Here is a 17063-nt window from a genome sequence, read left to right as displayed (position 1 = left end):
GGGTGGCTAGGCGCGTTCGGTCGGCTTCCGCGACTTCTTTTCGCGCGCGACTTCGGTCGCCAGCGCTTCGAGGCGCGGCTCCCACGTCCGTTTAAAGCGCTGCACCCACGCGTCGATCTCGTCGAAGCGTTCGGGCGCCACGGTATAGAGCCGCTGGCGCCCTTTCGCCTCGGCGGTCGCAAAGCCGCTGTCGCGCAGGACGCGCAGATGCTGCGACACCGCGGGCTGCGAGATGCCGAATTCGGCGGCGATCGCCGCGACCACGTCGCCCGATGTGCGCTGCCCGTCGGCAAGCAACTCGAGGATACGGCGGCGCACCGGGTCGCCAAGAACGTCGAAGGCATGCATCACTTGGGTGCGGCAACGCCGGTGTAGAAGGCGGTCGTCGCCACACCCGCCCGGCGCGCATTGGCATCGGGCGTGCCATAGGCGATCGATGCTGCGGTCCACGCGTCGCTGCTCGCGGTCGAGAAGGCCTTGCCCTCCTCGCTCAGACCCCAGCTTTCCTCAGAGAAACGCTCATTGCCTTCGCCGGTTTCGATATGCCAGCCGAGCCCCAGCAACGACAGGTCCCAGCCGACGCCGACGGCGCCAGGGCCGAACTTGTCCCAGAACTCCTCCGATTTGTCGTCGAGCGGAGCGATGTGGCGCAGCGTCAGGCGGGTCGAGTATTCGCCCGCTTCGGCCAGCGCGACCTCGACCCGGCTCGTGCCTCCGCCATATTCCCACGTCAGCGCGAAACGGCGCGGCGGTTCGCATGCCGTGACGGTGCCGCCGGCATTGCCCTTGATCTGGTAGCTGCCGCCGAGTTCGAGGTCGCCTTCGACCGGCGCGAACCAGCGCGGAATGCGGTCTTTGGCGGTGATTGCATCCCACAAGTCATCAATATCGGTCGGATAGTGGCGCGAGGCGACAACGGCGCGGGCGGGCTGGCCGTCGTGCGTTACATCCTCGACCTGGCGGACGACCATGGTGGCCTGGGCGATGGTGTCGAACGACATAGTGATTCTCCCGGTTGATGGCGGGAGAGTCATATAAGTTGAAACTTATATATCAAGCGCATTCGGCTCGACCGGGCTCGAGATGCGTCAGGCGGCGGTGTCGATCCCGAGGTCGCTCAGTTTGCGATAGAGGGTCGAGCGGCCGATGCCGAGGCGGCGGGCGACTTCGCTCATGCGGCCGCGATAGTGGCCGATCGCGAGGCGGATGACGTCGGCCTCGATTTCCTCGAGCGGGCGAAGATTGCCGTCGGGGAGGTAGAGGGTGACGCCGATCGCTTCGCCGTTGATCGCGATGTCGCCGCCGCTGGCGACGTTGCCGCCGCCGCCGAGCGCGGCCTCGATGGCGCGAAAGTCGGCGCTGGTGAGCACGTCGGTGCGGCTTTCGACCGCGGCGCGGAACAGCACGTCCTGGAGCTGGCGGACGTTGCCCGGCCAGGCGTAGGCGGCGAGCAGGCGCAGCGCATCGTCGGTGACGCCGATCGGGCCCATGCCGGGCAGCCCGCCGATGCGCGCGAGCAGGTGGCGCGCGAGCGGGCCGACGTCGCCGCGGCGTTCGGAGAGCGGTGGCAGGGTGAATTGCGCGCTCGACAGCGCATAGAACAGGTCTTCGCGGAAATGGCCGGCCTCGATCAGCTTGTCGAGCGGGCTGGCGCTCGTCGCGATGATCCGCACGTCGACGCTCTGGCGGATTGAGCCGCCGATCATCTGGACTTCGCCGCTGGTCAGAAATTCGACGAGTTTGGCCTGCGTTTCGAGCGGGATGCATTCGACATGGTCGATGATGATGCTGCCGCCGTCGGCCTGAACCAGTCGCCCGACCTGACGATCGAAGGCGCCGGCAAAGGCGCCGCGTTCGTGGCCGAACAGCCCCGATCCGATCAGCCCCGGCGATACCGCCGAACAATCGACCATGACGAGCTGGCCGCGGGCGCGTGGGGACGCGCTGTGGATCGCGCGGGCGAACACTTCCTTGCCGGTGCCGGGACGACCGTTGATCATCACCGGCACGCGGGCGCGCGCGGCCTTGGCAGCGATCGCGAGCGCGCTGCGGAAATTTGGGCTCGACCCGATGATCTCTTCGAACGCCAGCGGGGCGCGGAGCTTTTCGGTGAGCGGGCGCAGTTCGCCCTGCGGCCCCGTCGGCGAGGCGATGCGGTCGAGCGCCTCGAGCAGCCGGTCGGGGGCGATCGGTTTCTGGACGAAATCGCTGGCGCCGGCGCGCATCGCGCCGACCGCGACTTCGACGCCGTTGCGCATGGTGATGACGATGACCGGCAGGGCCGGGCGCCAGCGGCGCAATTCGGCGACGAATTCGGACATTTCCATGCCCGGCGTGCCCTGATCGACCAGCACCGCGTCGAGCGCCATGCCGTCCTGGGTGCCGAGCTTGGCCAGCGCGGTGTCGGCATCGCCGACGACCATCGAGCGCCAGCCGCCACGCGACACCAGCGCGGCGAGAAAGCGCTGCTGCGCCGTCTCGCTGTCGACGATCATAACCGTTCGCGTGTCGCGCATGCTCGCCATCGCTGTGAATTTGCCCCCATAGCCGGTCGGTCGTTCAGCGGTTGCGCTGTGGCCGACCGCTGTACTGCCGATGGGTAAAGGGGCGATTAAGGGCGTCGGGCTTTTGCGGCTGCGGCCCATCGGGCCAAACGGGCTATTGAGCATCGCGGGCGGCGTGGCTAAGACCGGCACCATCGCGATTCTGGGCATCCCGCCGTATATTTGCGGGATCATCGGCCCGCAGGGACAGGCAAAGAGGACAAGATCATGGCACAACCGGAAATGAAGTCGGCCGAGGCAACCTATACCGGGTTCATCAGCCTGCTGAAGATCGGATCGATCATCACCGCGGTCGTGACGATCTTCGTCGTGCTGCTGATCGCGTCCTGAGCGGATGCGCATCGCCGTCCTGAAGGAGCTCGCCCCCGGCGAGACCCGCGTCGCTGCCACCCCCGAAACCGTCAAGAAATTCATCGGCCTGGGCGCCGACGTTGCCGTCGAGACGGGGGCGGGCGAGGCCGCATCGGTCGCCGATGCCGACTATGCCGCCGCGGGCGCCAGCGTCGCGGCGCGCGGCGAGGTGCTGAAGGGCGCGAACATCATATTGGCGATCCAGGGACCCGATCCGCAGGGCCTGAGCGGCTTTGCCGACGGCGCCTGGCTGGCCGCCGGGCTCAATCCGTTCGGTGAGCGCGCGCGCATCGATGCCTATGCCAAGCTTGGAATCGAAGCGCTGGCGATGGAATTCATGCCGCGCATCACGCGCGCGCAGTCGATGGACATCTTGTCGAGCCAGGCGAATCTGGCGGGGTACAAGGCGGTGCTGATCGCGGCGAACGCCTATGGCCGCGCCTTTCCGATGATGATGACCGCGGCGGGCACGGTGAGCGCCGCCAAGGCGTTCGTCATGGGGGTCGGCGTCGCGGGCCTGCAGGCGATCGCGACCGCTCGGCGGCTCGGGGCGCAGGTGAGCGCGACCGACGTGCGCGCCGCGACCAAGGAACAGATCATGTCCCTCGGCGCCAAGCCGATCTTCGTCGAGACGGTGGCGGGGATCGAGGGCGAGGGCGCGGGCGGCTATGCCACCGAAATGTCCGACGAATATAAGGCGGCGCAGGCCGAGCTGGTGTCGTCGCACATCGCCAAGCAGGACATCGTGATCACCACCGCGCTGATCCCGGGGCGCCCCGCGCCGCGGCTGATTTCGGACGCGCAACTTGCCACGATGCGCAGCGGCAGCGTGATCGTCGATATGGCGGCCGAAAGCGGCGGCAATGTCGAAGGATCGGTCTCGGGCGAGGCGAAGCGCATTCACGGCGTGACGGTGATCGGCGCGAAGAATATCGCGGCGCTGATGCCCGCCGATACCAGCGCGTTGTTCAGCCGCAATCTGTTCAATTTCCTGTCGGCCTTCTGGGACAAGGACGCGGGCAAGCCGGTGCTTGACGAGGAAATCGGCAATGCCATCCGCCTGACGCAGGGCGGCAAGGTCGTGAACGAGCGGCTGCTCTGATGGGACTGTTCAGCGCCAGCGATCTCGACGTCACATCGGCCGCCGCCGAGTTCGGGCATGCCCTGATCGCCGGCGAGACGATCCTCGCGGCGTTCCGGACGATCCGCGATTCGGTGCTGCTGACCGACCAGCGCCTGATTTACATCAACGTTCAGGGCCTGACCGGATCGAAGGTGGAATTCCAGTCGGTGCCGTGGCGGTCGGTGGTGCGCTTTGCGCTGGAAACCGCGGGCACCTTCGACCTCGACGCCGACATGAAGATCTGGGTGTCGGGGGCGGCGGAACCGTTGCAGGTCAAGGTGTCGCGCAAGAGCGACCCGCGCGTCATCCAGCGGATCATGGCCGAACAGACGCTGCTCAAGCGTTAGCTTGTATCAGCATTCCTGACCCTAGGCTTCTGGTCGTGGGCAACTGGCGCTGGCCGCCTCGGTTCATCGCGTGAATTGAAACTATTCTGTCTTGCGGTGCGTCTATCGGGCGCGGCGACCGTATCTTCGGCCGCAGGCGCGGCACACCCCGCGCCGGCAGACGTCCCGTCCCCCGATGGGCTTACAGGAGAATTTTATGACTCGCGCAATTTTGATGACGGCGGTGGCCGCCGCCGGACTGGGCCTCGCTGGTTGCAACAGCAGCACCGAAACGCCCCCGACCGAAACCACCACCGTCGCGGCGGGCGAAACCGCCTCGATGGATGCAGCCGGGGCCAACCCGATGGTCGGCGGCGCCGAAATGCTGCCGACGAAGAACATCGTCGAAAACGCCTCGGCCTCGCCGATCCACAAGACGCTGGTTGCAGCGGTGACCGCCGCCGGGCTGGCGCCGACGCTGACCGGAGCGGGGCCATTCACGGTGTTCGCGCCGACCGACGCCGCCTTTGCCCAGGTCGCGCCGGAAACACGTGACGGCTGGATGCGCCCGGCGCAGAAGGAAGTGCTGGCCGGCGTGCTGAAAAACCATGTCGTCCCCGGCCGTCTGACCGCCGCCGACCTGGCCGCGCAGATCACCGCGGGCGGCGGCAAGGCCGTGCTCAAGACCGCCGACGGCCAGGATCTGACCGCGACGCAGAGCGGCGATTCGATCATCCTGACCAGCGCCAGCGGCAACAAGGCGACGGTGACGCAGGCCGACGTCGGCCAATCGAACGGCGTGATCCACGTCGTCGATGCGGTACTTGTCCCCAAGATGTAACCGGGCGGCGCCCCGCGCCGCACGACATAATCTGTCTCAAACGGCCCGCATTTCTCGGTTTCGAGCGATGCGGGCCGTATTTTTTGCCCGCTTTGGAGTCGACACACCCCGGCGCGCGCGGCAAGAGGTGCGCCAAGCGGAATCAGCAGGGGAGCGCGCCGTGGATTTCATCGCGATATTTTCGATTTTCGTCCTGGCGTGTTTCGTCGGCTATTTCGTCGTCTGGTCGGTGACCCCGGCGCTGCACACGCCGTTGATGAGCGTGACCAATGCGATTTCGTCGGTCATCATCGTCGGGGCGCTGATCGCCAGCGCCGCTGCGGGTTCGGCCTCGTCGAAATGGCTCGGGCTTGCGGCGGTGGTGATGGCGAGCGTGAACATCTTCGGCGGCTTTGCGGTCACCGCGCGCATGCTGGCGATGTACAAGAAAAAGGAGCGCTGAGATGGACATCCAGTCGATCCTTGCCGCCGCCGCCGGCGATCACGGCCTGGCGGTGAACCCCTGGGCCGCCGTCGCCTATCTGGTGTCGGGCGTGTTCTTCATCCTGGCGCTGCGCGGCCTGTCGTCGCCGGCCTCGGCGCAGCGCGGCAACCGTTACGGCATGATCGGCATGACGATCGCGGTGGTCACGACGCTGCTGACGCATGTTCCGCGCCTCGACGGCGGGGCGCTCGACAGCATCGCGATGATCGAAATCCTGATCGCAATCGGCATTGGCGCCGTCATCGGCATCGTGATGGCGCGGCGGATCGCGATGACCGCGATGCCGCAGCTGGTCGCGGCGTTCCACAGCCTCGTCGGCCTCGCCGCGGTCGCGGTGGCGGCGGCGGCGTATCTCAACCCGCAGGCGTTCGGCATTGCCGACGCGGCGGGGCAGATTTACACGGTCAGCCGGATCGAAATGGGCCTCGGCATCGCGATCGGTGCGATCACGTTCTCGGGTTCGGTCATCGCCTTCCTCAAGCTCAACGGCAATATGTCGGGTTCGCCGATCATGCTGCCGGGCCGGCACCTGATCAATCTTGGCACGCTCGCCGCGATCATCGGCCTCGTGGCCTATTTCACGGTCGACCAAAGCCCATGGGTGTTCTGGACCGTCACCGGGCTCAGCTTCGCCATCGGTTTTCTGCTGATCATCCCGATCGGCGGCGCCGACATGCCGGTCGTCGTGTCGATGCTCAACAGCTATTCGGGCTGGGCGGCGGCGGCGATGGGGTTCACGCTCGGCAACACCGCGATGATCATCACCGGTGCGCTCGTCGGCTCGTCGGGGGCGATCCTGTCGTACATCATGTGCCGCGCGATGAACCGCAGCTTCATCAGCGTGATCGCCGGCGGTTTCGGCGCCGATGCGGGGCCGAGCGACGGCGGATCGAAGGAACAGCGGCCGTGGAAGCCGGGCAGCGCCGAAGATGCGGCGTTCCTGATGAGCCAGGCCGACACCGTCATCATCGTCCCCGGTTACGGCATGGCGGTGGCGCAGGCGCAGCACGCGCTGCGCGAAATGGCCGACCAGTTGAAGAAAGAGGGCGTGACGGTCAAATATGCGATCCATCCCGTCGCGGGCCGTATGCCCGGCCATATGAACGTCCTGCTCGCCGAAGCTAACGTCCCTTATGACGAGGTGTTCGAGCTGGAGGACATCAACGGCGAGTTTGCGCAGGCCGACGTCGCCTTCGTCATCGGCGCCAACGACGTGACCAACCCGTCGGCGAAGACCGACAAGACCTCGCCGATTTACGGCATGCCGGTGCTCGACGTCGAAAAGGCGAAGACGGTGCTGTTCGTCAAGCGCTCGATGGGCGGGGTCGGTTATGCCGGGGTCGACAACGACGTGTTTTACATGGACCAGACGATGATGCTGCTGGGCGATGCCAAGAAGATGGCCGACGATATCGTGAAAGCGCTGAGCGGCAGCGGGCATTGATAAGACCCAATTCCGTTCGTGCTGAGCCTGTCGAAGCACCGTCCTTTTCCGCGACGCTGGAAAGGAAGAACGGCCCTTCGACAAGCTCAGGGCGAACGGATATTTTGAGCGAAGCGTTCGGAGATTGAATTTTGCGTAAAATCGGCCTGATCGGCGGCATCAGCTGGGCATCGACCGAGCTGTATTACCGTCATCTCAACAAGGGGGTGCAAAAGCGCCTCGGCACCGCCTGTTCGGCGCCGATCCTGATGGAGAGCCTGAATTATTGCGACCTGTCGCGGCTGACGACGGCCGAGCAGTGGGACCATGCCAAGGCGGTGCTGATCGCGTCGGCGCAGCGGCTGGAGGCGGCGGGGGCGACCGCGCTGATGATCGCGGCCAATTCGATGCACAAGGTCGCCGACGACGTCGCCGCGGCGATTTCGATCCCGCTGATCCACATCGTCGATGAAACCGGCGCGAAGATGAAGGCCGACGGCATCAAGGCCGCGGCGGTGGTCGGCACCCGCAACGTGATGACCGAAGCGTGGTTCCGCCAGCGGCTGGTGCGCCACGGGCTGACGCTGGCGCCCTATGACCAGGCGCGCGCCGAGGCGATCGACAACATCATCTATGACCAGCTGATGCAGGGCAAGGTGGTCGAGGAATCGCGCCGCACGATGCGCACCTTCATCACCGACATCGCCAAGCAGGACATCCAGGCGCTGGTGCTGGCGAGCACCGAACTGGTGATGCTGGTCGATCCCGACGCGAACATCCTGCCGATCTATGACACCACGCGCATCCATGTCGCGGCGGGGGTGGACTGGATTCTGGGGGAAGACTGAACCTCTCCCCTCCCGCTTGCGGGAGGGGTCGGGGGTGGGCCGCACCGTCGCATTTGCCCACCCCGCTGCGACTAGCGAGCAAGCTCGCAAGTCTCGCTGCCCCTCCCGCAAGCGGGAGGGGATGTGCCTTACCCCACCTTCGTCCACGTCACGGTGCGGCAGAACACCGACACGCAGCCCTTCATCGTCAGCTTGTCGCCCTTCACGCGCAGGTGCGCCTTGTAATAGCGGCCGTCTTCGGGGCTGTAGCCCTGGCCGCGCCAGCCGCCGCCATCGGGGACGAGGTCCCAATAGATTTGCATGCCGGCGACCTTGCGGCCGCGCTTGGCCTTGTCGGGATTGCGCTCGTCGAGCTGGCCGCCGGCAGGCTGCTTGATCAGCAGGCGGTCGATGCGCCCGCACATCTTGGCACCGCACGGCGCCATCGCGACGATGCCCTTGCCGTCGTCGGTTTTCCAGCGGCCGGCGATCGACGCCGGTGCCGCGGCCATCGACGGCACGGCAATGAAGGCGACGAGCGCCAGCGCGTATCTGTGAATCAATGCGACCTCCCCGGGTTCTCTTTAGCTACAGCCATGTCAGCAACATGGCTTGGCATCGCGCCAGTCTTGCACCATGCTGGCAAAAAACAAGGGAGAGTCTCATGCGATTCCATCATTTCGTCGCATCGCTGGCGACCGCGCTGGTCATCGCGGCGCCCGCCGCCGCCAAGACGATCAGCGTCAGCGCGGCGACCCCCGACGCCAATGAAAAGCTGCAGGAGGCGCTGATCGTCGCCGAGCCGGGCGATGTCGTCGAACTCGGCGCCGGGACGTGGCAGCTGACCGACGGGCTGTCGCTCGACGTCGCCAATGTCACGGTGCGCGGCTCGGGGACGGGCGAGGGCGGCTCGATCCTCGACTTCACCGGCCAGCAGGGCGCGGGCGAGGGGCTGCTGGTCACCTCCGACGATGTGTTGCTGACCGGGTTCGCGGTGCTCAACACGAAGGGCGACGGGATCAAGTCGAAGGGTGCCGACCGCATCGTCTATCACCAGCTGCGCGTCGAATGGACCGGCGGGCCGAAGGCGACCAACGGCGCGTACGGCATCTATCCGGTCGAAAGCACCGACGTACTGATCGACAGCGTCTATGTTCGCGGCGCGTCGGATGCGGGCATTTATGTCGGCCAGTCGAAGAATATCGTCGTGCGCGAATCGGTGGCGACCGAAAATGTCGCGGGGATCGAGATCGAGAACAGCTTCGATGCCGACGTCCACGACAATATCGCCAACCGCAACACCGGCGGCATATTGGTGTTCGACCTGCCCAGCCTGCCGATGCAGGGCGGGCACAATGTCCGCGTCTTTTCAAACGTCGTCAGCGACAACAGCGTGCCGAACTTCGCCCCCGCCGGCAATATCGTCGCGAGCGTGCCGACCGGCACCGGGGTGCTGGTGATGGCGAACCGCCATGTCGAGATCTTCGACAATGTGTTCGACCAGAACGGCACCGCGAATGTGATGATCGTCGGCTATCGCTACGCCCACAAGGACCCGAAATACCAGCCGCTGCCCAAGGATATCGTCGTGCGCGACAACCAGCATGGCAAGGCGGGTTATGCCCCCGCCTTTCCGGGCGGGGCCGAGATTGCGGCGGCGTTCGGCGGGACGATCCCGCCGGTGCTGTGGGACGGCGCCGGCGACGCGGTGGTGCTCGATAAGGTCGGCGTCCTGTCGCTGAACCTGCCCGACGTCGCGACCCCGCGCGAGCAGGCGCAACCCGCGCCCGCCGACCTGTCGCAGGGCACGCCGCCGGCGCCACTGCCCGGCATCACGCTGCCCGAAGCGATGGAGGCGAAGGTCCGGTGAGACGCGTTTTCGCCGCGGTCGCCGCCGCGCTGCTGTGTGCCAGCGGCGCGGGGGGCGTGCCGCTGCCCGGCGTCAATCAGGACGTGATCGATAGCGACGCGATGCCGCAGAAATTGTCGGCGTTCGGGCTGTTCCATATGGGCGATCCGAAGGTGCCGCTGGCGCGGGTCGGCTATACGCTGCGCACCCCGCTGTTCAGCGATTATGCCGACAAACAGCGCTTTATCTCGATCCCCGCGGGTAAAAAGGCCGCGGTTGCCGCCGACGGGACGATCGAATTCCCGGTCGGGACGGTGCTGGTCAAGAGTTTCGGGTGGAGCGACGTGGGCGGCGGGCGCCCGGTCGAAACGCGGTTGCTGATCCGCCGTGCGGGCGGGTGGACCGCCTTGCCCTATATCTGGGACGCCGACGGCAAGGATGCGACGCTGGCGCTGGGCGGGCGGCGCGTTCCGGTGACGTTCAAGAGTCCCGACGGCGAGGTGCACCGCATCCGCTATGCGGTGCCGAACAAGAACCAGTGCAAGGAATGCCACAGCCTGAACGGCGAAATCGTGCCGATCGGGCCGAAGGCGCGCAATTTCGTCGTCGGCGACGCAGCCTCGACCTATTTCGAAAATCCGGCGGCGCTCAAGCCGGTGATGCCGGTTTGGGACGATCCCAGAACGGGCAGCGTCGCCGACCGCGCGCGCGCCTATCTCGACGTCAATTGCGCGCATTGCCACAACCCGGCGGGCAGCGCGTCGAACAGCGGCCTGTTCCTGCGCTGGACCGACGATGCGGCGGGGGTCAATTACGGGATCGGCAAGCGCCCGACCGCGGCAGGGCGCGGCAGTGGGGGGATGGATTTCGCGATCGCGCCGGGCGATGCGGCGCATAGTTTCATGATCTACCGGCTGGAGAGCACCGATCCCGGCATCGCGATGCCCGAGGTCGGGCGATCGACGGTGCACCGGGAGGGCGCGGCGCTGCTGCGGCAATGGATTGCGGAGATGCCGAAAGGCGGGCTAAAGGCCACAGGCGGTAAATCGACGCCGTAAACTGATCGACGATACCCCAAACCCGTTCGTCCTGAGCTTGTCGAAGGACCGTTCGTCCTTTCGACGCCGCGACAAGAGCGGTGCTTCGACAAGCTCAGCACGAACGGTCAGGGGAGTCTGCGAATAACTGCTATGGTGTGCACTCCATGACCAACCTCGTCCTCCACGATTATTTCCGCTCCTCGGCGAGCTTTCGCGTTCGCATCGCGCTGAACCTGAAAGGGCTCGCGTACGAGCGCGTCGAGGTCAGCCTGATCGCCGGCGAGCAGCGCAGCGACGCCTATCTGGAGCAGAATGCGCAGGGGTTCGTGCCGATGCTGGTCGCCGATGGCGAGCCGATCATCCAGAGCATGGCGATCATCGACTGGCTCGACCGTGCCTATCCCGCGCCGCGGCTGATCCCCGACGAAGCGATGCCGCGCGCGGTGGCGCTGGCACAGGCGCAGGTGGTGGCGAGCGACATCCACCCGCTCAACAATCTGCGCGTGCTCAAATATTTGACCCGCGACCTCGGCCTCAACGAGACGACCAAGGATCGCTGGATCGCGACTTGGATCGCGCAAGGCTTTGACGCCCTTGAAGCCATGGCGGGCGAGGGCCGTTATCTGGGCGGCGAAAGCCCGAGCATCGCCGACTGCTGCCTGGTGCCGCAGATGTATAATGCGCGGCGTTTCGAGGTGCCGCTCGATGCCTATCCGCGGCTCGTCGCGATCGACGCGGCGTGCATGGAGTTGGAAGCCTTCCAGAAGGCGCATCCCGACGCGGTCAAGCCCGCGTGATCCGGTTGCTGACAGGCGCGGCGCTGCTGGCGATGCCGGCGGCGGCGATGGGGCAGGATGCGGCGAGCGAGGCGCCCGAGGAAATTTGCTGCATCAACTGGGTGCGCCTGCCGCCGCAGGTGATCGTCGTCAACGGCAGCGGCGCGCTAGCCCCTTCCGACAGCGACCAGGTTCAGGCCGACAGCCTTATATCGAATCTCGAACCCGGGCTGGGCAGCCGGATTGAAAACCGCCTGCGCGACGAGGCTGGGATCGTCCAGTTCCGCCGCTCGGACGGCCGCAGCGCGCATCCGACTAGCCAGGGCGTGACGCTGCGCGGGCTGGGCGGCAACGCAGCGAGCCGCGCGCTGGTCACATTGGACGGCGTGCCGCAGGCCGATCCGTTCGGCGGCTGGGTGCCGTGGAGTGCCTATGACGCGATCAACCTGGGCGGGATCATCGTCACCCGCGGCGGCGGCAGCGGCGTCGATGGCGCAGGCGCGCTGGCGGGAACTGTCGGCCTCTATTCGACGATGACCGACGGCGCGACCGGCAGCGTCGCTTACGGCAGCCGCGACAGCCTGGACGCGTCGGCATCGGTCGGCGGAAAAATCGGCAGCGGCGAGATTGCGGTCGATGGGCGTTACAGCCGCGGCGACGGCTTCATCCCGGTCGTCGATGGCCAGCGCGGGACGGTCGATCGCGCTGCGCCTTATGAACAGGGCGGGCTGGGTCTGCGGCTGCGCTTCGATGCGGGCGCAGACAGCCGGATCGAAGCGAGCGTCCGCGGCTTTTCCGACCATCGCGACCGCGGCACCGATTTCTCGGCGAGCCGGACCGACGGCATCGACGCCAGTCTGCGCTTCCTCCACAATCCTTATGGCCGAACCCAATGGCTCGCGCTGGCCTATATCCAGGTGCGCGATTTCGACAGCGGGTTCGCCAGCGTCGCGCCGGGGCGGAACAGCGTCGCCCCGGCGCTGTTTCAGCGCGTCCCGGCGACCGGTCTCGGCGCCCGCGTCGAACTGCGACCCGCGATCGGCGGCAACAACCCGCTGCGGCTGGGCGTCGACTGGCGCCGCACCACCGGCCGCACCGAAGAGGATTTCTTCTTCACCGCCGGGGTTCCCGGCCGCCACCGCATTGCCGGGGGGAGCAGCGACACGGTCGGCGCCTTTGCCGAATGGACGTCGGGCGACCGCGGCTATGGCCTGCTCTGGACGCTCAGCGGTCGCGTCGATCGCTGGTGGCTGGGCGAGGGCTATCGCCTCGAACGCAATATCGCCGGCCCGGTCATCACAGATCTGCGCTTTGCGGCGCGACAGGGCTGGGAAGGCAGCGGCCGTGCGGGCGTGCGCTGGTCGTGGGACGAGCTATCGCTGCGCGCCGCCGCCTATCGCGGCTGGCGCCTGCCGACGCTCAACGAACTATATCGGCCCTTCCGGGTCGGGGCCGAGGTGACGACCGCCAATGAAGCCTTGAAGCCCGAACGGTTGTGGGGCGGCGAGGTCGGGATCGATTTCGAGCGCGATGGCACCAAACTCTCGGCGACGGTCTTTGCCAATCACCTGACCAACGCGATCGCCAACGTGACCCTCGCGCCGAACCTCAACCAGCGGCAGAACCTCGACGCCATCGACAGCAAGGGGGTCGAGTTCCGCGCCGAGCAGCGGTTCGGTTTCGCGACGCTGCGGGCGTCCTACGCCTTCACCGATGCGAACGTCGATGCGTCGGGGGGGGCTGCGGCGCTCGACGGACGCCGTCCGGCGCAGATCGCCAAGCATGGCGGCAGCGTGTCGCTGCGCAGCAATGGCGAAGGTCCGTTCGGCGGGTTCGCGACGCTGCGTTACGTCGGCAAGCAGGCCGAGGACGATCTTGGTACCCAATTGCTCGGCGACGCGCTGACCCTCGACGCGGGGGTGTCTTGGCGGCTGTCGGGTGCGATCAGCGTCGAGGCGCGGGGTGACAATCTGTTCGACGAACTGGTGCCGGCGGCGATTTCGTCGGCGGGGATCGTCGAGCGGGCGACGCCGCGGACCTTGTGGGTGGGGGCAAGGTTTTCGTTCTAGAATATTCGAAGGGTTATGAAATCCGGGCGTCATGTCCCGACTTGGTCAGCATTTGCATCGCGCCAAGGCTTCACAGATGGCAAACATGCGATAAGGTTGCCGCATGGCCGCGAAAACCCTGAATCTCGACAATTTCCTGCCCTACCGGCTGTCGATCGCGTCGAACGCGCTGTCGGAGCGGATCGCGGCCGAATATCAGAACCGCTTCGGGCTGAAGATTCCCGAGTGGCGGTTGATGGCGGTGCTTGGCGAAGGGACACCGAAGACGCAGCGCGCGCTGGTCGAGGCGACGCGGATGGACAAGGTGACGGTCAACCGTGCCGCCAAGGCGCTCGCCGACCGGAATCTGATCGCGCGCCAGGCGCACGAAGCCGACGGGCGCTCGCACCATCTTGAGCTCACCGAAACCGGGCGGTCGCTGTACGATGCGATCGTGCCCGCGGCGCTGGCGAGCGAAGCGCAGCTCGAAACCAATATCAGCGCCGAGGAGCGCGCGACGCTGATGACCATCCTTGCCAAGCTGACCGCCGCCGCCGAAGATTATGCCTGATCGCGCCTATCGCGCGGCGCCCGCCGAGGCCCTGCGCTGCGAACCGCTGGGCGAACTGACTGCGATCTTCGACCGCCGGTCGATGCAGACGCATATCGTCATCGCGCCGATCCCCGAAATGCTGGCGGCGATGGGCGAGGCGCCGTGCGATGCCGCGACGCTGGCGGCGCGGCTCGCCGCCGCCTTCGACCTCGACGGGGCCGACGACGCGGCGGCGGTCATCGCCGACCGGCTGGCCGAGCTGGCCACCATGGGGCTGGTGGCGCCGGCGTGAGGCACAGCACGCGCATCGCCGTCGGCCCGGTGCAGTTCCGCATCGGCAGCGACTGGGCGGCGCCGATCGCCGCGCTCGACCGCCTCTATGCCGGTTACCCCGACGATCCGGCGCGGCCCGCCGATGCGACGGTGCGGTTGTTCGCGGCGCGGCCGTGGCGGCGCTGGCTGCGCCCCTCGGTGCATATCGGCGGCGATTTTATCGTCCCCGACGCGCTGCCGCTGCCGCTGGCGATGGGGCTGCTCGCCGCCGAGATGGGGATGAATTTGCAGGTCGCGCTCGGTTGGCGGCGACACCTGTTGCTCCACGCGAGCGCGGTCGCGAAGGATGGCCGCGCGGTGATCATGTCGGGGGCGTCCGGATCGGGCAAGTCGACGCTCGCGGCGCTGCTCGGCGAGGGCGGCTGGCGGCTGATGGGCGACGAATTCACCCTGATCGACCTCGATACCGCCGCCGCGCGCGCCTTTCCGCGCGCGGTCAGCCTGAAGAATGAGGCGATCGCCGAGCTGGCGGTGCGGGTGGCGCCGGGGCGGCTCGGGCCGCTGCTGGCGGGAACGCCGAAGGGCGACATCCGCCACCTGATCCCGCGCGCTGACGCGATCGCGGCGATGCACGCGGCGGTGCGCCCGTCGCTGCTGATCTTTCCGCAATTCGGGCCCGCGGCGGCGATCGAAGCGATGGGCGAGGGTGAGGCGTTCGTCCGCCTGACCGAGGCGTCGACCAACTATGTCGCGCTCGGCGAGGCGGGGTTCGCGGCGCTCACCCGTCTGGTCCAGACCACCCCGGCGTTCGCGATTTCCTATCCCGACAGCGCGGCGGGGATCGCGCTCGTCGAGCAGCTTTGGTCCGGGGCGGCAGGATGAGCGCGGTGCGGACGCTGATCGACCTGCTCGCCGGGCGGCGCGATGCCGCTACGCTCGCCCCGCGCGACTGGGACGGGGTGATCGGCGTCGCGCGCGCCGAGGCGATGCTCGCGACGCTGGCGCACCGGGTGGAGGGCGCCGCGCTGCCGCCGCCGGTCGCGGCGCTGTTCGCCGATCAGCGCGCCGCCGCCGCGGTCGCGCAGCGCCAGGCATTGTGGGAGGCCGAGATGGCCCGCCGCGCGCTGGTGCCCGAGGGCATCGCCTTCGTGCTGCTGAAGGGCACCGCCTATGCGGCGGCGGGGCTGTCCTGTTCAACCGGACGGCAGATCGGCGATCTCGACATATTGGTCGGGCGCCACGACATCGGCCGCGCCGAAAATGCGCTGCTGCGCGCGGGGTGGGAGTGGGTCAAGGAGGACGCCTATGACGACGCCTATTACCGCGAGCATATGCACGAGCTGCCGCCGCTGATCCACAAGGCGCGCGACCGGATGATCGACGTCCACCACACGATCCTGCCGCGCACCCACCGCACGACGCCCGACGCGCTCGCGCTGCTGAGCGATGCGGTGCCCGCCGGCGAGGGTTTCACGATGCTGTGCCCGACCGACATGGCGGTCCACTGCGCCGCGCACATGCTCGCCGACGGCGATCTGCAGGGCGGGCTGCGCAACCTGTGGGATTTCCATTGCCTGACGCGCGAGTTCGCCGCCGCCGATCCGCTGTTCTGGGGCAAGCTCGACGGGCGTGCCGACCTGCACGGCCTGCGCGGGGCGGTGCACCGGGCGGCGCGGCTGGCGCGCGATGTGTACGGCACGGTGCTGCCGTCGGGGTGGGACCGGCACGACGCCAGCGACGACTGGTTCCGCCGCCGCCTGCTCGCGCGCGACGATTGGGGGCGGGGGACCGACTTGGCGCTCCAGCAGGCGTTTTACATCCGCTCGCACTGGCTGCGGATGCCGCCGGCGCTGCTTGCGCGGCATTTGTGGACGAAATGGCGGAAGCGTTAGAGCGTTTCGAGCAGCGGAACCAGCGCGTCAAAATCGGCGATGACATGGTCGGCGCCATAGGCATCGGCCGCGCGGTCGAGGAAGCCGAAACCGACGAGAATGCTCGTCACGCCAGCCGATTTCGCCGCCATGACGTCATAGATGCTGTCGCCGACGAACGCCGCGCGGCCGCCGCCGCAGCGCGCGATCATCTCGGCGATCGGGGCGGGCGAGGGCTTGGCGTTGCCCGAGCCCATGGTGTCGCCGCCGATGATCGTCGCCATCCGCTCCGCCAGCCCGAGCGCGCCGAGCAGAACGCGGGCGAGGCGTTCGGTCTTGTTGGTCACCACCGCGGTGTGGACGCCGAGCGCATCGAGCCGGTCGAGCGCGGCGATGAGGCCGGGGAAAGGCCGGCTGTGCACCGCGATGTTCGCCTCATAAGCCTTCAGAAACGCGCCGAACAGGCGCTCGAAATCCCCGTCCGGCACCCCGCCGGTCGCCCGCAATCCCTGTTCGAGCATATGCCGCCCGCCCAGCCCGATCATCGGCCGCACCTGATCGACCGTCAACGGCGAGCGCCCGGCGAGACCCAGTGCATGGTTGACCCCGGCAGTGAGGTCGGCGGCGGTATCGACGAGCGTGCCGTCGAGGTCGAAGCCGACGATGGCGAAGGGAAATCCGTTCATCGCTGCGGCATGGCGCGATGCTCTGGAA

20 protein-coding genes are annotated in these 17063 nt (G+C 67.4%); 15 read left to right on the top strand and 5 right to left on the bottom strand.

From position 1 onward, the window contains the following. Nucleotides 1-6: 6 nt before the first annotated feature. From HEQ22_RS08465 to HEQ22_RS08455, 3 genes are all read right to left on the bottom strand, one after another. A complete protein-coding gene (locus tag HEQ22_RS08465) occupies nt 7-348 on the bottom strand; it encodes an ArsR/SmtB family transcription factor (protein ID WP_432770843.1) in 342 nt (113 codons plus the stop codon). Further along, nucleotides 348-1001 carry an SRPBCC family protein gene (locus tag HEQ22_RS08460; protein WP_432770736.1) on the bottom strand — a complete coding sequence of 218 codons (654 nt, stop codon included), beginning with the start codon at nt 999-1001 and terminating at the stop codon, nt 348-350. The genes HEQ22_RS08465 and HEQ22_RS08460 overlap by 1 nt, the downstream gene beginning before the upstream one ends. Before the next feature lie 87 nt (nt 1002-1088). Beyond that, complete coding sequence (locus HEQ22_RS08455) at nt 1089-2525, bottom strand: sigma-54-dependent transcriptional regulator (protein WP_432770735.1); 1437 nt, start codon at nt 2523-2525, stop codon at nt 1089-1091. Between the two features lie 246 nt (nt 2526-2771). On the opposite strand from HEQ22_RS08455, the gene HEQ22_RS08450 reads away from it, so the two are divergent. The 7 genes from HEQ22_RS08450 (at nt 2772) to HEQ22_RS08420 (ending at nt 7960) form a co-directional block, all read left to right on the top strand. After that, complete coding sequence (locus HEQ22_RS08450) at nt 2772-2894, top strand: aa3-type cytochrome c oxidase subunit IV (RefSeq protein WP_432770734.1); 123 nt, start codon at nt 2772-2774, stop codon at nt 2892-2894. Nucleotides 2895-2898: 4 nt separating this feature from the next. Then, the gene (locus HEQ22_RS08445; RefSeq protein WP_432770733.1) at nt 2899-4017 is read left to right on the top strand and encodes an NAD(P) transhydrogenase subunit alpha; all 1119 of its coding nucleotides are present in this window, start codon (nt 2899-2901) and stop codon (nt 4015-4017) included. Then, a complete protein-coding gene (locus HEQ22_RS08440; RefSeq protein WP_432770732.1) occupies nt 4017-4385 on the top strand; it encodes a PH domain-containing protein in 369 nt (122 codons plus the stop codon). Before HEQ22_RS08445 ends, HEQ22_RS08440 begins: the two co-directional genes overlap by 1 nt. A gap of 196 nt (nt 4386-4581) precedes the next feature. After that, entirely contained in the window at nt 4582-5205 is a 624-nt protein-coding gene (locus HEQ22_RS08435; protein ID WP_432770731.1) for a fasciclin domain-containing protein, read from the top strand. 160 nt (nt 5206-5365) lie between these two features. Beyond that, the gene (locus HEQ22_RS08430) at nt 5366-5647 is read left to right on the top strand and encodes a proton-translocating transhydrogenase family protein (protein ID WP_037510628.1); all 282 of its coding nucleotides are present in this window, start codon (nt 5366-5368) and stop codon (nt 5645-5647) included. Between the two features lies 1 nt (nt 5648). Continuing rightward, nucleotides 5649-7133 carry an NAD(P)(+) transhydrogenase (Re/Si-specific) subunit beta gene (locus HEQ22_RS08425; RefSeq protein ID WP_432770730.1) on the top strand — a complete coding sequence of 495 codons (1485 nt, stop codon included), beginning with the start codon at nt 5649-5651 and terminating at the stop codon, nt 7131-7133. 131 nt (nt 7134-7264) lie between these two features. Further along, complete coding sequence (locus tag HEQ22_RS08420; protein WP_432770729.1) at nt 7265-7960, top strand: aspartate/glutamate racemase family protein; 696 nt, start codon at nt 7265-7267, stop codon at nt 7958-7960. Between the two features lie 128 nt (nt 7961-8088). Here the strand turns inward: HEQ22_RS08420 and HEQ22_RS08415 are convergent, their stop codons facing one another. Next, nucleotides 8089-8502, bottom strand: coding sequence for a DUF2147 domain-containing protein (locus HEQ22_RS08415; protein WP_432770728.1), 414 nt, complete (start codon nt 8500-8502; stop codon nt 8089-8091). 101 nt (nt 8503-8603) lie between these two features. On the opposite strand from HEQ22_RS08415, the gene HEQ22_RS08410 reads away from it, so the two are divergent. The 8 genes from HEQ22_RS08410 to HEQ22_RS08375 all read left to right on the top strand — a co-directional run bounded on the left by HEQ22_RS08410 (nt 8604) and on the right by HEQ22_RS08375 (nt 16370). Beyond that, entirely contained in the window at nt 8604-9809 is a 1206-nt protein-coding gene (locus HEQ22_RS08410) for a parallel beta-helix domain-containing protein (protein WP_432770727.1), read from the top strand. Next, entirely contained in the window at nt 9806-10846 is a 1041-nt protein-coding gene (locus HEQ22_RS08405; protein WP_432770726.1) for an SO2930 family diheme c-type cytochrome, read from the top strand. The genes HEQ22_RS08410 and HEQ22_RS08405 overlap by 4 nt, the downstream gene beginning before the upstream one ends. A 146-nt stretch (nt 10847-10992) precedes the next feature. Next, nucleotides 10993-11625: a maleylacetoacetate isomerase gene (gene maiA, locus HEQ22_RS08400; RefSeq protein WP_432770725.1), complete on the top strand. Its 633-nt coding sequence runs from the start codon at nt 10993-10995 to the stop codon at nt 11623-11625. Continuing rightward, nucleotides 11622-13673, top strand: a complete 2052-nt coding sequence (locus HEQ22_RS08395; RefSeq protein ID WP_432770724.1) for a TonB-dependent receptor — start codon at nt 11622-11624, stop codon at nt 13671-13673. The genes maiA and HEQ22_RS08395 overlap by 4 nt, the downstream gene beginning before the upstream one ends. Before the next feature lie 103 nt (nt 13674-13776). Further along, entirely contained in the window at nt 13777-14223 is a 447-nt protein-coding gene (locus HEQ22_RS08390; protein WP_432770723.1) for a MarR family winged helix-turn-helix transcriptional regulator, read from the top strand. Then, the gene (locus HEQ22_RS08385) at nt 14216-14497 is read left to right on the top strand and encodes an HPr-rel-A system PqqD family peptide chaperone (RefSeq protein ID WP_432770722.1); all 282 of its coding nucleotides are present in this window, start codon (nt 14216-14218) and stop codon (nt 14495-14497) included. The genes HEQ22_RS08390 and HEQ22_RS08385 overlap by 8 nt, the downstream gene beginning before the upstream one ends. Then, a complete protein-coding gene (locus HEQ22_RS08380) occupies nt 14494-15360 on the top strand; it encodes an HprK-related kinase A (RefSeq protein ID WP_432770721.1) in 867 nt (288 codons plus the stop codon). Before HEQ22_RS08385 ends, HEQ22_RS08380 begins: the two co-directional genes overlap by 4 nt. Further along, nucleotides 15357-16370 carry a nucleotidyltransferase domain-containing protein gene (locus tag HEQ22_RS08375; RefSeq protein WP_432770720.1) on the top strand — a complete coding sequence of 338 codons (1014 nt, stop codon included), beginning with the start codon at nt 15357-15359 and terminating at the stop codon, nt 16368-16370. Before HEQ22_RS08380 ends, HEQ22_RS08375 begins: the two co-directional genes overlap by 4 nt. On the opposite strand, the gene HEQ22_RS08370 is transcribed toward HEQ22_RS08375, so the two are convergent. Continuing rightward, the gene (locus HEQ22_RS08370; RefSeq protein ID WP_432770719.1) at nt 16367-17035 is read right to left on the bottom strand and encodes an HAD-IA family hydrolase; all 669 of its coding nucleotides are present in this window, start codon (nt 17033-17035) and stop codon (nt 16367-16369) included. The genes HEQ22_RS08375 and HEQ22_RS08370 overlap by 4 nt on opposite strands. Nucleotides 17036-17063: the final 28 nt, after the last annotated feature.

The organism is Sphingopyxis sp., assembly GCF_050916055.1.
Classification (GTDB): Bacteria; Pseudomonadota; Alphaproteobacteria; order Sphingomonadales; family Sphingomonadaceae; genus Sphingopyxis.
This window is presented reverse-complemented; position numbering and strand designations above follow the sequence as displayed.

Coding starts and splice junctions, on each gene's coding strand:
- HEQ22_RS08465 (WP_432770843.1), bottom strand. CDS start 348: ATGCATGCCTTCGACGTTCTTGGCGACCCGGTGCGCCGCCGTATCCTC.
- HEQ22_RS08460 (WP_432770736.1), bottom strand. CDS start 1,001: ATGTCGTTCGACACCATCGCCCAGGCCACCATGGTCGTCCGCCAGGTC.
- HEQ22_RS08455 (WP_432770735.1), bottom strand. CDS start 2,525: ATGGCGAGCATGCGCGACACGCGAACGGTTATGATCGTCGACAGCGAG.
- HEQ22_RS08450 (WP_432770734.1), top strand. CDS start 2,772: ATGGCACAACCGGAAATGAAGTCGGCCGAGGCAACCTATACCGGGTTC.
- HEQ22_RS08445 (WP_432770733.1), top strand. CDS start 2,899: ATGCGCATCGCCGTCCTGAAGGAGCTCGCCCCCGGCGAGACCCGCGTC.
- HEQ22_RS08440 (WP_432770732.1), top strand. CDS start 4,017: ATGGGACTGTTCAGCGCCAGCGATCTCGACGTCACATCGGCCGCCGCC.
- HEQ22_RS08435 (WP_432770731.1), top strand. CDS start 4,582: ATGACTCGCGCAATTTTGATGACGGCGGTGGCCGCCGCCGGACTGGGC.
- HEQ22_RS08425 (WP_432770730.1), top strand. CDS start 5,649: ATGGACATCCAGTCGATCCTTGCCGCCGCCGCCGGCGATCACGGCCTG.
- HEQ22_RS08410 (WP_432770727.1), top strand. CDS start 8,604: ATGCGATTCCATCATTTCGTCGCATCGCTGGCGACCGCGCTGGTCATC.
- maiA (WP_432770725.1), top strand. CDS start 10,993: ATGACCAACCTCGTCCTCCACGATTATTTCCGCTCCTCGGCGAGCTTT.
- HEQ22_RS08390 (WP_432770723.1), top strand. CDS start 13,777: ATGGCCGCGAAAACCCTGAATCTCGACAATTTCCTGCCCTACCGGCTG.
- HEQ22_RS08385 (WP_432770722.1), top strand. CDS start 14,216: ATGCCTGATCGCGCCTATCGCGCGGCGCCCGCCGAGGCCCTGCGCTGC.
- HEQ22_RS08375 (WP_432770720.1), top strand. CDS start 15,357: ATGAGCGCGGTGCGGACGCTGATCGACCTGCTCGCCGGGCGGCGCGAT.
- HEQ22_RS08370 (WP_432770719.1), bottom strand. CDS start 17,035: ATGAACGGATTTCCCTTCGCCATCGTCGGCTTCGACCTCGACGGCACG.